Source organism: Mycolicibacterium doricum, from assembly GCF_010728155.1.
GTDB classification, from domain to species: domain Bacteria; phylum Actinomycetota; class Actinomycetes; order Mycobacteriales; family Mycobacteriaceae; genus Mycobacterium; species Mycobacterium doricum.
Genome location: NZ_AP022605.1, coordinates 2,475,892 through 2,493,082, shown reverse-complemented (window position 1 = coordinate 2,493,082; position 17,191 = coordinate 2,475,892). Strand labels below are relative to the sequence as shown.

Sequence of the window (17,191 nt, the reverse complement as noted above, 5' to 3'; positions counted from 1 at the left end):
CGTGTAAGAGATTATGAACCTCATCTTATGTTTTTGTAGCAAGTCCACAAAACTGCATGTGATGCAACTCCGGCGAGATCCAGCCGCGACCTCCTAGCCGTTGCGATAGAGGTTCGCGCTGGCCGGTCGCACGGTGGGGACGTGCAGCGATGCCGCACTCGCCCGGTTGGACTGGGCCGCGTGCCGGTTGAGCCGGCCCACTGTGGAAGCTACCCGCAGGACGTACGCGTCGCGGGGCAGGGTGGGGTCGCGCCCGGTGAAGTCGGCGATCCGTTTCAGCCGGTAACGCACGGTATTTGGATGAACGAACAATTGGCGGGCGCAGGCCTCGATCGCCCCACCGGCGTCCAGGTAGGCGTCCAGGGTTTCGGTGAGGGCGGGACCGGCATCACCGAGCGGTCGCATCACCTCCGCGTCCAGCGCCGCGATGGCCGTCGCGTCGCCGAGCAGGGCGCGTTCGGGCAGTAGTTCGCGTGCCGACACCGGCCGGGGCGCACCGCTCCATCCGGCGACCGCGTTCATGCCTGCGATCGCCTCGCTGGCGGACAGGTGGGCCGCCGACAGCGTCGGCGCCGTCGGTCCGACGACGACCGGGCCGTCGGCGAAGGCCGCGAGGATTTCCTTGAGGAAGCGGTCGGTGGGCGAGATCGGACCGGAGACGATCGCGACCAGCCAGGTGCCGTGCACATCCGACAGCGCGGCGCGGTCGTTGCGGGTCACCACGTCGCGCACGTCGTCGGAGGCGAAGTCGACGCGGTCGGGCTGCGGGAGCCCGACGATGACGGTGGCCGGGGCGGTGGCGTCCCAATTGAGCGTCGCCGCCTGGGACTGCAGTTCCGGCCCCACGTCACCGCGGACCACGGCGTCGACGACGTTGGCCTCCATCCGGGTGTCCCATGCGCCCCGCGCCTCGGCTGCGTCGGCGTAGGCCGAGGCCGCGGCGAACGCCAGATCCCGGCTGTAGCGCAGGATGCCCGCGGTCAGCGCCGTCACCTGCTCGTCGGAGCGCGCCAGCACCGGTACCGCCTCCTCGAAGAACTCCATCGTGGTACGCACCATCTCGACGGTCTGGCGCAGCGCGATGCGACGGGTCAGATCCTGGGGGACCACCTCGAACGCCTTCGCGGTGTAGCCGACGTTGCTCTGCGGGTCGCGCATCCATTCGACGAAGTTGACCACCGCTGTCTGCACGACGAGGTGCACGCTAGCGCGTTGCGAGGCCTCCAGGCCGGCGAAGAACGGCAACCGGTCACCCATGGAGGCCACCGCCTCGGTGGCCAACCGTCCCGAGTACTGCTTCAACCGGCGCAGCACCGAGTCCGGCACGGTCTGCAGGACCTCCACCGTCGACGCCGGCGGGACGTACCGATTGTCGAGCATCCCTAAAAGATACCCCGATTTTCTATCGGGTCCTCCAAGGTGTCGGGGGCCTCAGGCCACTCCGGGATCGGACGTCTGCTCCGGCGCCGCCAGCACGTCGTCGATTTCGTAGCGGTGAGCCGCCTCGACGGCCACCGAGATGTCGACGTTGCCGTCGCGCGCCAGCCCTTCGAGCACCGCCACCACCACGGACTCCGCGTCGGTGTTGAAGTAGCGCCGCGCCGCCGGACGCGTGTCGGAGAACCCGAAGCCGTCCGTACCGAGGGTGATGTACGTCCCCGGGACCCACGGCCGGATCTGCTCGGGCACCGCCCGCATCCAGTCCGACACCGCCACCACGGGTCCGGCCGCGTCGGCCAACGCCTTGGTGATGTACGGGGTGCCGGCTGGGCGGTCGGGATGGCGCAGCAGCTCCTTCTCGATCCGCACACCGTCGCGGTTGAGCTCGTTCCAGCTCGTCACCGACCACACGTCAGCGGCCACGTCCCAGTCGGCGGCCAGCATCTCGGCGGCCTTGAGGGCCGACGGCATCGCCACCCCCGACACCAGGATTTGCGCGGTATTGGACTTCTTCTCCGCGGCGGCGCGGTACCGGTAGATCCCGCGTAGCAGCCCCTCGACGTCGAGGTCCTCCGGTTCGGCGGGCTGGACGTACGGCTCGTTGTAGATCGTCAGATAGAAGTAGACGTTCTCGGGGTTCTCGCCGTACATCCGGTGCAGGCCGGAATCGATGATGTGGGCGATCTCGTAGGCGAACGCCGGGTCGTAGGCCACGACCGCGGGATTGGTGGAGGCCAGCAGCAGCGAGTGCCCGTCGGCGTGCTGAAGTCCCTCGCCGACGAGCGTGGTCCGGCCCGCCGTCGCACCGAGCGCGAAGCCGCGGGTCATCTGATCGGCCGCCGCCCAGAAGCTGTCACCGGTGCGCTGGAACCCGAACATCGAATAGAAGATGTAGATCGGGATCATCGGCTCGTTATGGGTCGCATAGGACGTGCCCGCCGCGATGAACGTGCCGACCGAACCGGCCTCGTTGATGCCCTCGTGCAGGATCTGCCCGACTTCGCTCTCCCGGTACGCCAGCATCAGTTCGGCATCGACGGAGGTGTAGAGCTGCCCGTTGCGGTTGTAGATCTTGAGTGTCGGGAACCACGAGTCCATCCCGAACGTGCGCGCCTCGTCCGGAATGATCGGCACGATGCGATGGCCGATCTGCTTGTCACGCAGGATCTCCTTGAACGTGCGGACCGTCGCCATCGTGGTGGCGACCTCCTGCTTGCCCGAGCCCTTCTTCAGCGCCTGGTAGGCGTCGCTGGGCGGCAGCGTGAGCGCCTTGGACTTCGTCCGGCGCTCCGGCACGAAACCGCCGAGCGCACGCCTGCGGTCGAGCATGTAGCGGATCTCCGGCGCTTCGGGCCCGGGGTGGTAGTACGGCGGCAGGTAGGGGTTCTCCTCGAGCTGTGCATCGCCGATCGGGATGCGCTGCGCGTCGCGGAAATCCTTGAGGTCTTGCAGGGCGAGCTTTTTCATCTGATGGGTGGCGTTGCGGCCCTCGAAGTGCTTGCCGAGGGTGTAGCCCTTGATGGTCTTGGCGAGGATGACCGTGGGCTGGCCCTTGTGGTCCATCGCCGCGCGGTAGGCGGCGTAGACCTTCCGGTAGTCGTGGCCGCCGCGCTTGAGGTTCCAGATCTCGGCGTCGCTGAGGTTCTCAACCAGCTGTTTGGTGCGCGGGTCCCGTCCGAAGAAGTGGTCACGCACGTAACCACCGTCGTTGGCCTTGTAGGTCTGGTAGTCGCCGTCGGGTGTGGTGTTCATCAGGTTCACCAGTGCGCCGTCGCGGTCGGCGTGCAGCAGCGCATCCCATTCGCGGCCCCACACCACCTTGATGACGTTCCAGCCGGCGCCGCGGAAGAACGACTCCAGTTCCTGGATGATCTTGCCGTTGCCGCGCACCGGGCCGTCCAGGCGCTGCAGGTTGCAGTTGATCACGAACGTCAAGTTGTCCAGCGCCTCGAGCGCGGCGACGTGGGCCAGCCCGCGGCTCTCCGGCTCGTCCATCTCACCGTCGCCCAGGAACGCCCACACGTGCTGATCGGAGGTGTCCTTGATACCGCGGTCGTGCAGGTAGTGGTTGAATCGGGCCTGGTAGATCGCATTCATCGGGCCCAGCCCCATCGACACCGTGGGGAATTCCCAGAAATCGGGCATCAGACGAGGGTGCGGGTACGACGGGATACCGCCGCCCGGGTGGCTGTGTTCCTGGCGGAATCCGTCGAGCTGGTCGGCGGTCAGCCGGCCCTCGAGGTAGGCACGGGCATAGATGCCCGGCGACGCGTGGCCCTGGATGAACACCTGATCCCCGCCCCCGGAGTGGCCCTTACCGCGGAAGAAGTGGTTGAACCCGACCTCGTAGAGCGCGGCCGACGACGCGTACGTCGAAATGTGACCGCCCACACCGACTCCCGGGCGCTGCGCGCGGTGCACCATGATCGCGGCGTTCCAGCGAATCCAGGCCCGGTACCGGCGTTCGACGTCCTCGTCGCCGGGGAACCACGGCTCCAGTTCGGTCGGGATCGTGTTCACATAGTCGGTCGACGTCAGCGCGGGGATCGACACCCGCTGCTCACCGGAGCGTTCGAGCAACCGCAACAGAATGTAGCGGGCTCGAGCCGGGCCGGAGCGTTCGAGTAGCTCGTCGAACGACTCCAGCCATTCGCCGGTCTCATCCGGGTCGATGTCGGGCAGATACGATGCAACACCTTCACGAATCACCCGAACGCGGTCGTGTGCGGCTGCAGTAGAGGAGTTTTGGGCCAGCTCCTGGCGCACGAACTCGGTGGTCAATTTCCGCTCCTTGTCAGGCGGTATGGGAACGCCGCGACCGTGGGGGTTTGTGACCTCACGCGCGACAACCTCCATCCTTCCCCCATCGTGCCGCAACCGCACCGTGGTAGCGCAGGTGGTCGGAGTGAACCCGCGACGAAGTCGGTCAACCGGTAACGTCTGTAGACCGTGCTGAGCGGTGGAGGGTGCCAGGGGAGGCGGCTGCAGACGGTTGGCCGGATACTCGGCAGCCTCGCCGCGGCGGCCATGGTCATCGTCGGCTGCACTTCGGTGACCTCGGGGACCGGCGAGGTCGACCCCGAGGCCGCGCCGGTGTACCGCGCCTCGGTGTCCGCCTCGGTCGAGGAGTCGATCGCGCAGTCGAGCGCGCGGGAGTCCGAACGGCAACAGTCCCTGACCACCGCGGCGATCCACACCGCGTGCGAGGACCTGAGCAGCTCCAGCGTGAACGCGATCGGGGCCGTCAACGCCTACGTCGACGCGGTCAACGAGAACTCCCCCGAGGTGGGGGCTCGTGCCGGGCCGGCGGTGGAAGCGCTCGACATCAGCGCCAACCTGGTGTCCAGCGGCATCTCGGAGGTGCTCAGCCCTGAACTGGGTGACGCGCTGGGCGCCTGGGTGGGCGCCGCCCGCGACGTCGCGGGGACGATCAGGCGTGATGCCGGACCCGACGAGTTCAACGCCGCGGTCACCCGGTTGGACGCTTCGCGGGAGGTCGCACTCGAACTGTGCGACGCGTCATATTGACGGACCGGGGCAGCGGCCGCACGTAACCGGTGGGGCTCATGCAACGATAGGGGCTCGACGACGGGCAGCATCGGCAGAAGGAGGACCGACGGTGGTGGCGGCGGCGGACGCCCCGAATTATGCCCAACGACTGGGCATCGAAAACGATCAGGTTGTGCAGGAACTGGGCTGGGACGAGGACGTCGACGACGACATCCGGGCCGATATCGAGGACGCGTGCGGTGGCGAGCTGCTCGACGAGGACGCCGACGAGGTCATCGACGTCGTTCTGCTGTGGTGGCGCGACGACGACGGTGACCTGGTGGACGCGCTGATGGACGCCATCACCCCACTCGCCGACGACGGCGTGATCTGGGTGATCACCCCCAAGACCGGCAAGCCGGGGCATGTGCAACCGGCGGACATCGCCGAGTCGGCGCCGACGGCGGGTCTGATGCAGACCTCCTCGGCGAATCTGGGTGACTGGATCGCCAGCCGGCTGGTGCAGCCCAAGTCGAAGCCCGCTGGGCGGCGGTAGATGGCCGCACTCGATGTCGGCACCGAAGCGCCGGACTTCACGCTCAAGGACCAGAACGGCCAGCCGGTCACGCTCAGCGCCTTCCGGGGCGCCAAAGACGTGCTGCTGGTGTTCTTTCCGCTCGCATTCACCGGCATCTGCCAGGGTGAGCTCGACGAGATCCGGGACCACCTGCCGACCTACGACAACGACGACACAGTGACGCTGGCGATCTCCGTCGGTCCACCGCCCACCCACAAGATCTGGGCCACCCAGAGCGGCTTCACCTTCCCGGTGCTGTCGGACTTCTGGCCGCACGGTGCGGTCGCCCAGGCCTACGGGGTGTTCAACGACGACGCCGGCATCGCCAACCGCGGCACCTTCGTGGTGGACCGGTCGGGGATCATCCGGTTCTCGGAGATGAAGGGGCCCGGCGAGCCGCGCGATCAAGCGGTGTGGACCGACGCGCTCTCGGCGCTGCGCTCGGGCTGAGGCGATTTTCGCCTGCAGCGCGGCGCCGGATTTTTCCCTGCGGCGCGTCGCCGGGTAGCCTGCCCGGCACGGGGCGTGTAGCTCAGTGGTAGAGCTCTGGTTTTACACACCAGCGGTCGGCGGTTCGATACCGTCCACGCCCACCAAGGTCATTGCAGGTCAGTGCCATACTCGGGAGCTACCGCGCACCGGATCGGGTGTTCGATAGCGGGTCAGTGTCCCGAGAGTGTCCCAAGCGCCAATCGCGTTGCATGTGCGGCCCGCCGAAAGTTGTCGGACCCGGCAGATAGCCTCCGCGGTATGGATTGGATTGATCCCGACGGTTGGCCGCGCAATCGGTATACGGGCGTGGGCGGTGGTCTGTACACGGGTGTCGGGGGCGGGCTGTACACCGGCGTCGGTGGTGGTGCTTACACGGGCGTTGGTGGCGGTGCCTACACCGGAGTTGGCGGTGGTGCCTACACCGGCGTCGGGGGCGGTCTGTACACCGGAGTTGGCGGTGGTTGCTACACCGGTGTCGGGGGTGGTTTGTACACCGGCGTGGGCGGCGGTCTATACAGCGGGCCGGGGGGCGGGCTGTTCAGTGGACCAGGCGGCGGCGTCTATTCTGGCGTCGAGTCACGGCCGCCCCTGCGGAACTGGCCGCCGATCCCGTTGTTGCTTCGATACTTGAACCAGATCGGATATCGGCGTGAAGCTGCGTTGATTCGCGAGGCATATGGCATGTGAGCCGGGGTGTTTGGCCGGGATTTACTCTCGCCGAAAGCCGCAAAACCCCGGGGTCTGAGCAAGCCCAGCTGCCCGCCGGTAGCTCGCGCTGAGCCCGCCGGATAGAAATTTTGCGGGCAACAGGTTTGTTGGAACGATGTCGTGCCCTGTGAAATTGGTCATTGACACAGGTCAGAGCGTGCCGGACCCTAATATGACCCGCGAGGAACCGAGGAGGCGGCTGTGTCGATCCGTACGCACGTCCGTCACAGACGGGCTCCGGCCCCCAACGGGTGCCGGTGGTGTGGCCGCGAGGAGCGGTCCCATGGCCTTGAGTGGGCGGCCTCGGTCCGTTACCACAACTGGAGCGCGCCGACTAACACACAACGTCGCGCCCGAATGGTTGCCCGACGCGTTCGCTAATACTCTGCGCGCGTTATCAACTCGTCAAACAACTCCCGTAACTTCTCGGGAACTTCGTCAGGGGTGCGAAGTCCGACGGCGAGAGTGGTCATAATTTCAGGTTTGCCGCTTATTTCGACAGTGCTGTTTTCGCGTATCATTCGCTCTACCTGCGAACTGAATTTGCCTTCCCGGTGAGCAGAGAAGTCCGATGGTTCCCACGGACGATCATCTGTCCTGGGCCACGCGCCATTCGCGCAGGATGCCCACTGCTCATCTGTGAACGTGTCTTCAAACTCGCGAACGCCTACGGTCAGCACGTGAGTGTTGAGGCTGAGTCCGTTAGCCGCCAAACGTGGTTCCGAGAATATCTTGAGGTCCCGTGAGTCCTCATCGACAACGATCAAGACATATCTCCCATGAGTGTGCAAATACTTTGCGAACCGAAGTGCACCGTCGTTGTTATCGCATGGCCAGATGGCGATTCCGCACGCCTGTAGGTGCCGACCGGTTGCGAGTTTGAATAGCACGGGAAGCGCTCTGCTTTCGGTCGGCCCCTCAACGCCCACGAACAACCGCTCATGCAATAGGACGGTGTTTCTCAGCCCGAGTGATGCAGCGATTGCGCCCAAATGAGCACCGACTTCGGAGTCATCCGTGATCTGGTCAGCCGTCGTACGGCTATTCACGTGCTGTAGGTGCACGACCTTCGAGATATCCACTCCGTCAATGAGATTCATCGAGTGAGTTGCGACAACCGTGCGGACGTTGGGAAGTTTCGCTTGCTCATCGAGCAATTTCATAAAGCCGCGTTGATGACGGTAGTCCAGATGGGTGTCCGGCTCATCGTAGAGAAGCACAGTGTCCTCGCCCGATCCGCTAAGAAGATTGGCATTGAACTCCCATACGGCAAGGGCGATTCGGCGTGACCTTCCCGTTCCAGATTGACCGAGGTGCACTTGTTCGCCGCGTTCGTTGACTGCGCTCACTTCGAGCGATTTGAGTCCGCTGTCGAGTCGCACGACAGGGTGAATTTGAATTTCGCCGATGTCGCCACATTTCTGCTTGATGTGCTCGCGCAGCGCTTCGGCGTCCGACACCACTCGATCTTGAAGCTGGACGGTCAAACTGTTCAGATCGCCTTTGATCGTCTCGTCCTCAGTATGAGCAGCGTAGGACGTTTTGAGGGTGGCGAGAATTGCATCCTCGGGGTTCTGTGTCGATGTCGCATCAAAGCGTTGAACTCGCGGCAACGCCCTTTTCAAATCGGTGCTTGCTGGCATCCACATGTCGGACTTCTCGGCGTCGGGCACCAGTTCTTCAAGCCGCGCCACCAACTCTGGCTTGTTCCCGGTTTGGGGCAGGCCGAGGCTGCTTAGCCTGAATTTCAAGGCTTTCACGTCCTGCGCGCCAATATCCCGCAGTGCCTCGTTAATCGGGACGGCCGCGAGAACTTCGAGAGCTGTACCGCTCTCTCGGTAGACGCGGCGTATTCGGAGTGGCGATGGGAGCGACAGCTGCTCTTGCTCATCGGCGCGAAGCGCGAACGTGCCTTCGACCACTGTCTCGGTGACACGCGTCGGGGTGCCGTCGGGACCCGGCGCTCCGTAGGTGCGATCACGGTCCGTGAGCTTCAGCCCGTCGAGTAGGAATGCGACGGCGTCGATGACCGCACTCTTACCCGAATCATTGTGTCCCGCCAGGATTGTCGGCGATCCAATGCTGATCTTCAGATTCTCTTGGATCGAACGGAATCCATGAATGGCAACTGAGTCCAAGAGCACGCAATTTCCCCCATCTCCACGTCGCGACCACGCGCGAAGGCTCATTGTGCCTGAGCCGTCGGCGCGCCTAGCAACGCAGCGCCGGATAAGTCTTGAGGCGCGCCGCGTTACTACCCGAACAGCGCTGCGCCCGCCGCCCGTAGCTCGGTGGCCTTGACGTGGGTATAGATGCGCAACGCGACCTCGGGCGAGTGGCCGTGCCAGGCGGCGACCACCTGCGGGGTGTGGCCCCGGTCCTGCATCAGCGACACCGACGTGTGGCGCAGTTCGTGCAGCGTGATGCGGCGCAGCCCGGCCCGCTCGCGCAGGCGGTGGAACTCGTCGGTGTAGGCGTCGGGCCGCAGCGGGGTGCCGTCCTCGGACACCGCCACCAGCCGGTCCTCGGACCACCCGACGCCCAGCGCCAGCGCCTCGGCGCGCTGGTGAGTCTTGAGGCTGCGCAGCGCCTCGGTCACGTCCGCCGGTAGCGGCAGTTCGCGGCGCGACCGGCGCGACTTGGGGTCGCCCTCCACCACCGCACCGCCCACCGACACCCGGCCTCGCCGGACGGCCAACACCCCGGTGTCGAGATTGACTGCACCCCAGCGCAATCCCAGCACCTCCGACCGGCGCAGCCCGTACATGCTGAGCAGCCAGCAGGCGAACAGGCGGTGATTGCGCACCGACTCGCGGAACCGCTCGGCCTCGGCCAGCGTCCACGACCGCACCGCGCCGTCGGCGTCGTCGTCCGGCTCGGCGGTGTCTTCGGCGACGTCGGCGTCCCTCGGCCGGTCCACCAGGGCCACGACGTTGCGCGGCAGCACGCCTTGGGCGGTGTAGGACTGCACCACCGCGCCGAACGTGGTGAGGGTGGACCGCACCGTCTGCGGGCTGAGTCCACGTTGCTCGGCGGCGGCAGCCCCGGGCGCGGCGGGGGCGTAGACACCACGGCGCAGCCGAGAGACCCGCCCGGTGGCCAGCAGCGCGGACAGGGCCGTGTGCACATCGCCGGGCAGCGCGGCGGCGAGGTCGGCGGCGGTGATGCCGTCGGGGTGCTTGGCCACCAGCGCGACGACGCGACCGGCCAGCGAGTCGGCCCGGTAGTGGCGGTGGTCGGTGCGCGCCGCCGTGAGCATCCACGCCACCAGGCCGTCCACGTCGGCCTTGGTGAGCGCCTGCAATTTGCGCCCACCGAGGCGTCGCACAACGGGTTTCAGGTCCATCTCGTAGCCGTACTTGGTCACCTGGCGGATGCCGCGCCGCCCGGCCAGCCATGCCTCGCACGCCTCGGCGACCGTGATGGCGGTGGGGCGGTTGTAGGTGCCCGCCGCCACCTCGGACGTGATCCGGCGGTACTCGCGGCGCGCCTCGGCCAGGGTGCGGTAGGTGAACCGTCGCCGGTCGCGGGTGCCGTCGGCCTTGGTGCCAACGTCGGCGCGGAACTCGTAGGTGGTCGCGCCGTTGCTGGCGGTGCGCTTGCTGATCGGTTCGGCGCGGCGGCTGCGCTTGGCGGGCTGCGCGTCGGCGGTGGTGGTGGTGTCGATGTCGCTCATGTCGGTGGTTCCCTCGGGTGCGTGGTTGTGGTTGTGGTGGTCGTCGCCGGGCTAGGTGGTCGTGGTGTCACTCGGTCGCGGCGGTGGCCGTTTCGGTAGCGGCTCATCGTCAAACCACCCCTCGGACCTCGCCCGTTTGAGCAATCGGTCCACCGTCTTGGTGCTGACGTGCAGCTCGGCGGCCACGGTCGGGCGCACCGGCTGGCCGAGGGCCAACGCCCGTTCGGCAATCTGGGCCGCCCGGTACACGCGCGGGTCGTGGTTCTCGGGTTGCGTCTGGACCTCGGCGGTGTCGTCCACGTAGCCGATCTGGCCGCCGCACCGTTCGATCCATTGCGCGGCGGTGACGGCAAGGCGGCGCACCGAGAACGCGCGCACCTCGTCGTAGCCCACCACCGCGCCGTCGTCGGCCGTCAGCGTCAGCTCGGTCAGGGCGGGGCCGGACCCCCGGCTGGTGGTCACCCGCACGACGTAGGTCACGGGATGACCGGCCAACCGGATGGCCACGCGCTCGTCGGGGCGGGGTGTCCGTCCGAACGGCCCGCTGTGGCTGCCGGGTTTCGGGTCGGGGTCGGCGTAGTCCACCGACTCCACGTCGCCGCGCTTGAGCTGTGGTCGCGTCGTGCTCATGTTGTCCAATCTACAGACTGGACATTAGACAGGCAACAGAGTCGTATAGGAAACATGACTGACCACTTGGACACAACCACCCTGACCGCGCCGGGACGCGCTGCCTGCCCCGTCATTCGGCGCGGACCCGTGACCGTCGAGTACCTGCGCGTGCACCCGACCGTGAGCGCCGAGCAGGCCGCAATGCTGCTCGGCGTCTCCCGTGGGTACGCCTACGACCTGATCCACGCGGGCAAGCTGGACGCAATTGAGTTGGGGGAGAGGCGCGTTCGCGTCAAGTCCGCCAGCCTGCTGCGGCTGCTGGGCGAGGACTGACCCGCCCCCGAATGCAGCGCGCCCCGGCCCGACAACGACACCGGAACCGGGGCGACTTACCACCAAAGCGAGGACACACCGACATGCCCAACGACAGGGCCGACTCTACCGCTGACCGACGGGGCGGGGTCACCAACGGCCACCACAGCGCCGACGACCTGCTGGCCAACATGCCGGCTGAATTCGGCAAGGCCACCAACGGGCACGCCGCCGGGTCGTCCGCCGCCGCCGACGATGGCGGGCACGACGCTCGCGCCGAATGGGCCAGCGGCGTGCACTGGGCCGACGCGCTCAACGTCGATCCCGAGACGCCCATCGCCGACGTGTGCGGCCCCGAGACGTGGAACGCGGTGCGCAAGTTCTGCCGCCAGTTCGACGTGTCGATGTACCTGCCCGACGGTGCGGCCAGCATGGCGTTCTCGGATTTCGCCGCGCTGCCGTCCACGGTCTGGGGCACTGCCAGCCCCAAGGTGGCGCTGAGCCGCGCGCAGGTCGCCGAGTTCGCCGCCGACACCCTCACCGACGACCCGCACGTCATCGGCGCGCGACTCAAGAAAGCGCGGTGGGAACGGTTCGACCGCAAGAAGCGGACCGACGCCGCCCTGGCCGCCGAGAAGATACCCGCGACGACCGCCTACACCCTCGGGGAGATTGAGGCTGCTGCCGGTCCCGAGGTCGCCGAGGCGTGCAGGGCGCACATTGAGAACGCCAACCGGCGCGCGTGGACGAGTCCCAAGCCGCACAATCTGCGCGAGCACGAATACCTAATGACCGCCGTCGAGCTGGTCGATAAGCCGTTCGACGTGCCGGTGCCGACTCTCGCGGCCATGACCCCGGCGACCGACGCCGAACGCAACGCCGCCCTGGTCCAACTCGGCGTTGCGCGGATACGCCACACCGACGCCATCACCGCCCGCGCCCGTGCGGGCGACGTGCCCGCGTTGGACCTGGCCGCCGAGATTCTCACCGTGTCGGAACTGGCCAAGCTCGAACCCGTGCGCCCGCTCATCGACGGTTTCATCCCAAGGGGTCAGTTGGCCGACCTCAACGGCCCGCCCGGCTCGGGCAAGACGATGACGGCCGTGAGCGCGGCGGCGTCGGTCGCCTCGGGCAAGCGGTGGTGTGGCCAGTACGCCGTCGGCGAGCGCGCGGCGGTGCTCTACATCGCCGCCGAGGGGGCAGCGGGCATCCGCGCCCGCCTGCTCGCCTGGTGCGAGGTCAACGACGTGGACCCCAAGGACATTGAGGACACGTTCATCATCGCCCCGCGCGCGGTCCAGATGGGCGACGACGGGCACATGGAGCAGGTGCGCAACCTGGTCAAGAAATACGACGTGGCCCTGGTCGTGTTCGACACCCGAGCGCGGTGCACCGTCGGCATCGAGGAGAACTCTGCGACCGAGCACGGCAAGGTCATCAGCCGCGCCGACGACATCAACCAGCAGACCGGCGCGACCGTGCTGGTCGTGCACCACACCGCCGCCGGTAGTGACCGGGCGCGCGGGACGACGGCCTGGGACGGCGGCGTGTGGTCGTCGCTGCTGCTGGCCCGCGTCGGCGGGAAGAAAGCGAAGTCCCGCAGGATCGAGCTGACCTGCGTCAAACACAAGGACTGGCCGGACAAGTGCGCGCACCCGTTCAAGCTCGTCACCCACACGGTGAGCGAGGCGCTGATGCCCGGTGCCACCGCCGCTCAACGGTCAACGCTGGTGCTCGTCGGCGTCGATCCGATAGCCGACACCCCCACCGATACCGACGACGCACAAACAATGTCTGAGGCGCAGGCCGAAATCCTCGCGCTCACCGCCGAGTTGGGCGGCGCGGACGGGCTCACCCGGTCCGAGATCGTCAAGTTCGCCACCGAGCGCGATGTGGCCTCGCGCAGTGGGGCGTACACGGCCATCACCGCCCTGACCGACAAGGGCAAGCAACTCGTCAAGGTACCCGGCACACAGCGTCTCGCCGTGCGTGAGTTGGTCCAGGGCGTGCCGGATGCCAAGGACGCCGTGTCGGTCGTGGGGTCGCCGACCTACACCGAGGCGGTGGGCACCATCATCGAGACGCTGTGCGCTCGCCGCGCCGAGGGCCGTATCACCGACGACATGCCCAAGACCGACGCCCACAAACTGGTCGGGGGCCACGCCGTTCCCTACGCCGAGGCGTGGTCGCGGTGGCTGGCCGCCGGGCGTCCCGACGACGCGGCGCAGGTGGACAAGTTGAAGTCCGCACCCACGGCCCACGCCGCGTCCAAGGGCCGGGGCGGCGGTGGGGCGAAACCGTGAAATCCACCGCGCAAATCACCCCGAAAACCCTTACTGACCTGGGACTGTCCAGAGTTGTCCAGGCCATCGGCTGGACGACCCGGCGCATTCTGGACAACCGCAGGTCAGCGGGGGTCGGGGTCGTCTGGACAACTTTGGACAACGTGCGGCCGTCCAACCCGTCCAACACTGTCCAGCGCCCATCAAAAAGCCTTACTGACCTGCGATTGTCCAAATGTCCAGAATTGTTCAAATCACCGTTCCCAAATGTCCAGGGAAGTGGCATCCCTTTAGGGTGCCAACTGGACAAGGGCCGGACGCTGGACGGGGTAGGCGAACGGATAGACGGCACCGCGCAGCCGAACGACGCCGGGCCGGGCGGTGGCGGTGGCACCCTCGGCGGCGCGCGGCTGTGGTGTGGGCGGTGGCACGACCGGGCGGCGGCGGTCATGTCGGCGGGCCATTTGTCCACGGTGTCCAATAGGTCCGTGCAGTCTTGTAATGTCAAGCAGCGCAACAGCTTTCGTCACATAATGCGAACATTCTGCGTACAGTGATGTGCATGGCCCCCGTCATGCGACACCGCGACAGCCGCGCCCGTGCCGCCGAGGCGTACACGATGCACCTCGACGGCGCGTCATGGCAGGACATCGCCGACGCCCTCGGGTTCCGTGGCCGCTCGGGTGCGCAGACCGCCGTCAACCGTCACCTCGCCGAGACCACGCCGGACCCCAACCACATCGCGCGGCGCAAGTGGATCGACGGCAAGCGCCGCCTACGCGCCCGGCTGTGCCGACAACTGACCGCCGCCGAGACCGCCAACGACTCGCAGGCGGTGGCGCAACTGTCGGCGGCCATCGACCGCGTGGACGACCAACTGGCCAAGGCGGAAGGGCATTACGCGCCGACCAACGTCAACGTGGCGGTGGACGCCGCGCCGTCGATGGCCACCGCCGAGTGGCTGCGCCAGGTCCGCGAGGCCAGCGCGGCGGCGGCGGTGAGCGGTGGCAACCCGGCTGCCCTGGCGTCGGCTGCCGAGGTCATCGACGCCGAGGTGGTCCAGTGACCACGTTCGGCGCGCCCGACGTGGACGCTGCCGAGGCCGTCGCGGTGCTGATGCGAGAGGTGACCGAGGGCCGCCTGACGGCCGCCGCGATGGCCGACCGCGCCGCCGACCGCTGCCGCGAGGTGTTCGGCACCTGCGACGGGCCGACGGACCCGCTGTGGCCCGTCCACGTCGATGTGTGCCGCGCCGTGCTCGGTCATGGCGGGCTACCGGCCGCCGAACTCGCACAGTGGGCCGCCGTGGCCCGCAGCCGCGAGAATCCCGGCGCGGTGGGGGACAACCCGCCCGCGCCCAGTTCGTCCGCCAGCGAGGCGCACGGCCTCGGTTCCGGCGATGCTGACGACGACGCCGACGCCACGCTGAAACTCGTTGCGCCCGTTGCCGACACAGTGGACACCGTGGACACGGTGGACGATGACCTCGCCGACGTTCCGCCCGAGGTGCTGGCTGAGGCCGAGGCGGCGGCGCTGGCCGTCATCGCCGCCTACCGACAACGAGAGGGCCGGACCCGATGACCGACACGACACCAGCAGCCGGGGGCATCCTCGCGCGCATCCGCGCCAGGCTGGCGGCACTCGACACCGCACCCGCCGCCGAGCCGGCGACCGTGGAACCCGAACCACCAAGCCGTGAGCACCTGTTCGGCAGCCAGTACCTCGTCCGCCAGTCGTTCGAGGAGACGATGCGCCAGCGCGGATATCGGGGTCAATCGGCACTGCTGCGCCGCCGACTGGTCGCGCGCGGCGATGGCCAGCAGCAGCGTGACACCGCCACGCGGCACGCGGGACACACCCCCGGCAGCGTGATGTGGCCGCCGGAATAGGGACCGCCGACCACCGCCGGATGGGCCGTTCTTGGGACACCGGCCACCAGGCGGCGGACCCTTGGTGGCAGCGAGCGGGCGGTGGCCTGCACTGATGTGCCGACACCAAACCGGCGACCGTTTGTCGCCCGAGCAAACGGGCCACCGATGACGGCACAAAACACCAGGTCAGGGGCATTCATGTTCAGCGACACCCCGATGGCCGCGCACGCGCTGGCCGAGGCCGAGCACTTGGCGCAACTGCGCGCCCGGCGGGTGCCGGACACCCCGCACGACTTGGGCCGCCGGTTGCTGCCGAACTACCGACTGACCCCCGCCGTGAGCATGGTCGGCCAGGAGATCGACCGGGCCATCCGTGAGCCAAACGACCGGCTCATCATCACCATGCCGCCGCGCGAGTCCAAGTCCACCACCGCCGCCGTGCTCGGCACGCTGGTGGCACTGGTCCGCAACCCCGACACGCGCATCATCCTGGCCAGCTACGCCGATGAACTGGCCGAGAAACACTCGCGCCAGGCGCGCCGCCTCATCAACGACCACGGCGAATTGCTGGGGTTGGCGCTGTCGGCGGACAAGTCCAGTGCGGGTCAGTGGACCGTGGCCGGGCGGCGCGGTGGCCTACTCGCGTCGGGCATCCTGTCCGGCATCACCGGCCACGGCACCGACGGGCTGCTGATCGTGGACGACGCGGTGAAGAACATGAGCGACGCCGATAGCCCGACCCTGCGCCGCCGGGTCGCCGAGGAGTTCCGCGCCACGCTCATGTCCCGTGTCGAACCCGGTGCGTCGGTGGTCGTCGTCGGCACGCGCTGGCACGCCGACGACCTGATAGGCACGCTGCTGGCCGAGGAGGGCGACCGCTGGCGGCTGGTAAGCATCCCCGCCGTAGCGGCCGAGGACGTACCCGATTCACTGGGCCGTGCGCCCGGTGAGTGCATGGTGAGCGCGGTGGGTCGCACCGCCGCCGACTTCGCCGAACGCCGCCGCAGCCTCGGCGAGCGCGCGTGGTGGGCCGAGTTCATGGGTCTACCCGCATCGCCCGAGGGCAACGTGATCCGTCAGGAATGGCTCGACCAGCACCGCCTCTCGGCCATGCCGTCACGGCTGCTGCGCACCGTCGTCGGCGTGGACCCGTGCGACAGCGGCCAGGGGGACGCGGCGGGCATCGTGGCCGCCAGCCTGACGGCCGAGGGGGCGGTGGTCGTCCACCGCGACATCAGTGCGCCCATGACCCCCGACCAGTGGGCCGAGGCGGCGGTGCGGCTGGCCATCGACACCGGGGCCAGCGAGGTCGCGGTGGAGTCGTTCGCCGCGCGCGAGGGGTACCTGTCGGTGGTGCGCACTGCGCTGGCCCGGCACAACTCGCCGCACCACATCATCGTGTCGGCCTGGCCGCCGCGTAACACCAGCGGCCGAGGCCGGGGCAACGCATTGCAGCGGTCGGCCAAACTGGTGCAGGGGTTGGAGACGGGCACCACCCGCCTGGTCGGGTCACTGCCGAACTGGGAGACCGCCGCCGTTAGCTGGCAAGGCGGTGAGCGTGACCACCAAGCCGACTGCCTCGCGGCCACCGTTGTCGCGCACGACGTTCTGACCCACGGCGGGCAGGTGTACATCGTCAACCCGGCAGATGTGGCCCGCCGTTCCCACGCCGGGCCGCCCGCCTGGATGCGCCGCCGGATCGGGTAATCGGCCGCCCGACACGCCGACCACC

General features: G+C 67.8%; 15 protein-coding genes and 1 tRNA gene. 10 read left to right on the top strand and 6 right to left on the bottom strand.

Features of this window, described 5'->3' with window-relative positions; all coding sequences use genetic code 11:
- Window positions 1-93: 93 nt before the first annotated feature.
- Both G6N07_RS12220 and aceE read right to left on the bottom strand, forming a co-directional pair.
- Entirely contained in the window at window positions 94-1,380 is a 1,287-nt protein-coding gene (locus G6N07_RS12220; RefSeq protein ID WP_085191369.1) for a PucR family transcriptional regulator, read from the bottom strand.
- A gap of 51 nt (window positions 1,381-1,431) precedes the next feature.
- On the bottom strand, window positions 1,432-4,221 hold the full coding sequence (gene aceE / locus G6N07_RS12215) for a pyruvate dehydrogenase (acetyl-transferring), homodimeric type (RefSeq protein ID WP_085191368.1): 2,790 nt from the start codon (window positions 4,219-4,221) through the stop codon (window positions 1,432-1,434).
- A 246-nt stretch (window positions 4,222-4,467) separates the two neighbouring features.
- Here aceE and G6N07_RS12210 point away from each other — a divergent pair, with 246 nt between their 5' ends.
- From G6N07_RS12210 to G6N07_RS12195, 4 genes are all read left to right on the top strand, one after another.
- The gene (locus G6N07_RS12210) at window positions 4,468-4,968 is read left to right on the top strand and encodes an Rv2240c family protein (protein ID WP_085191366.1); all 501 of its coding nucleotides are present in this window, start codon (window positions 4,468-4,470) and stop codon (window positions 4,966-4,968) included.
- A gap of 91 nt (window positions 4,969-5,059) precedes the next feature.
- Entirely contained in the window at window positions 5,060-5,485 is a 426-nt protein-coding gene (locus tag G6N07_RS12205; RefSeq protein WP_085191364.1) for a DUF3052 domain-containing protein, read from the top strand.
- Window positions 5,486-5,956, top strand: a complete 471-nt coding sequence (locus G6N07_RS12200) for a peroxiredoxin (RefSeq protein WP_085191362.1) — start codon at window positions 5,486-5,488, stop codon at window positions 5,954-5,956.
- A gap of 71 nt (window positions 5,957-6,027) precedes the next feature.
- Window positions 6,028-6,102, top strand: a tRNA-Val gene (locus tag G6N07_RS12195).
- Between the two features lie 981 nt (window positions 6,103-7,083).
- Here G6N07_RS12195 and G6N07_RS12190 read toward each other — a convergent pair.
- The 3 genes from G6N07_RS12190 to G6N07_RS12180 form a co-directional block, all read right to left on the bottom strand.
- Window positions 7,084-8,850, bottom strand: coding sequence for an AAA family ATPase (locus tag G6N07_RS12190; RefSeq protein ID WP_085191356.1), 1,767 nt, complete (start codon window positions 8,848-8,850; stop codon window positions 7,084-7,086).
- Window positions 8,851-8,960: 110 nt separating this feature from the next.
- Complete coding sequence (locus tag G6N07_RS12185; protein ID WP_085191354.1) at window positions 8,961-10,382, bottom strand: site-specific integrase; 1,422 nt, start codon at window positions 10,380-10,382, stop codon at window positions 8,961-8,963.
- 51 nt (window positions 10,383-10,433) lie between these two features.
- Entirely contained in the window at window positions 10,434-11,012 is a 579-nt protein-coding gene (locus G6N07_RS12180; protein WP_133055542.1) for a hypothetical protein, read from the bottom strand.
- Window positions 11,013-11,066: 54 nt separating this feature from the next.
- Here G6N07_RS12180 and G6N07_RS12175 point away from each other — a divergent pair, with 54 nt between their 5' ends.
- Both G6N07_RS12175 and G6N07_RS12170 read left to right on the top strand, forming a co-directional pair.
- Window positions 11,067-11,327 (top strand): helix-turn-helix domain-containing protein, encoded by a 261-nt coding sequence (locus tag G6N07_RS12175; RefSeq protein WP_085191350.1) that lies wholly within the window; start codon window positions 11,067-11,069, stop codon window positions 11,325-11,327.
- 83 nt (window positions 11,328-11,410) lie between these two features.
- Window positions 11,411-13,609, top strand: a complete 2,199-nt coding sequence (locus G6N07_RS12170) for an AAA family ATPase (protein ID WP_085191349.1) — start codon at window positions 11,411-11,413, stop codon at window positions 13,607-13,609.
- Between the two features lie 269 nt (window positions 13,610-13,878).
- On the opposite strand, the gene G6N07_RS12165 is transcribed toward G6N07_RS12170, so the two are convergent.
- Window positions 13,879-14,052, bottom strand: coding sequence for a hypothetical protein (locus G6N07_RS12165; RefSeq protein WP_163784185.1), 174 nt, complete (start codon window positions 14,050-14,052; stop codon window positions 13,879-13,881).
- Window positions 14,053-14,150: 98 nt separating this feature from the next.
- On the opposite strand from G6N07_RS12165, the gene G6N07_RS12160 reads away from it, so the two are divergent.
- The 4 genes from G6N07_RS12160 to G6N07_RS12145 all read left to right on the top strand — a co-directional run bounded on the left by G6N07_RS12160 (window position 14,151) and on the right by G6N07_RS12145 (window position 17,166).
- Entirely contained in the window at window positions 14,151-14,654 is a 504-nt protein-coding gene (locus G6N07_RS12160) for a hypothetical protein (RefSeq protein WP_085191347.1), read from the top strand.
- Window positions 14,651-15,169, top strand: coding sequence for a hypothetical protein (locus tag G6N07_RS12155; RefSeq protein WP_085191345.1), 519 nt, complete (start codon window positions 14,651-14,653; stop codon window positions 15,167-15,169). Before G6N07_RS12160 ends, G6N07_RS12155 begins: the two co-directional genes overlap by 4 nt.
- A complete protein-coding gene (locus tag G6N07_RS12150) occupies window positions 15,166-15,477 on the top strand; it encodes a hypothetical protein (protein ID WP_085191343.1) in 312 nt (103 codons plus the stop codon). The genes G6N07_RS12155 and G6N07_RS12150 overlap by 4 nt, the downstream gene beginning before the upstream one ends.
- 180 nt (window positions 15,478-15,657) lie before the next feature.
- On the top strand, window positions 15,658-17,166 hold the full coding sequence (locus G6N07_RS12145) for a terminase large subunit domain-containing protein (RefSeq protein WP_085191341.1): 1,509 nt from the start codon (window positions 15,658-15,660) through the stop codon (window positions 17,164-17,166).
- Window positions 17,167-17,191 lie beyond the last annotated feature (25 nt).

Bases quoted from the DNA above. Each gene is read 5' to 3' on its own strand.
- G6N07_RS12220 (WP_085191369.1), bottom strand. From the start codon at position 1,380: ATGCTCGACAATCGGTACGTCCCGCCGGCGTCGACGGTGGAGGTCCTG.
- G6N07_RS12210 (WP_085191366.1), top strand. From the start codon at position 4,468: ATGGTCATCGTCGGCTGCACTTCGGTGACCTCGGGGACCGGCGAGGTC.
- G6N07_RS12200 (WP_085191362.1), top strand. From the start codon at position 5,486: ATGGCCGCACTCGATGTCGGCACCGAAGCGCCGGACTTCACGCTCAAG.
- G6N07_RS12185 (WP_085191354.1), bottom strand. From the start codon at position 10,382: ATGAGCGACATCGACACCACCACCACCGCCGACGCGCAGCCCGCCAAG.
- G6N07_RS12180 (WP_133055542.1), bottom strand. From the start codon at position 11,012: ATGAGCACGACGCGACCACAGCTCAAGCGCGGCGACGTGGAGTCGGTG.
- G6N07_RS12175 (WP_085191350.1), top strand. From the start codon at position 11,067: ATGACTGACCACTTGGACACAACCACCCTGACCGCGCCGGGACGCGCT.
- G6N07_RS12170 (WP_085191349.1), top strand. From the start codon at position 11,411: ATGCCCAACGACAGGGCCGACTCTACCGCTGACCGACGGGGCGGGGTC.
- G6N07_RS12165 (WP_163784185.1), bottom strand. From the start codon at position 14,052: ATGGCCCGCCGACATGACCGCCGCCGCCCGGTCGTGCCACCGCCCACA.
- G6N07_RS12160 (WP_085191347.1), top strand. From the start codon at position 14,151: ATGGCCCCCGTCATGCGACACCGCGACAGCCGCGCCCGTGCCGCCGAG.
- G6N07_RS12150 (WP_085191343.1), top strand. From the start codon at position 15,166: ATGACCGACACGACACCAGCAGCCGGGGGCATCCTCGCGCGCATCCGC.
- G6N07_RS12145 (WP_085191341.1), top strand. From the start codon at position 15,658: ATGTTCAGCGACACCCCGATGGCCGCGCACGCGCTGGCCGAGGCCGAG.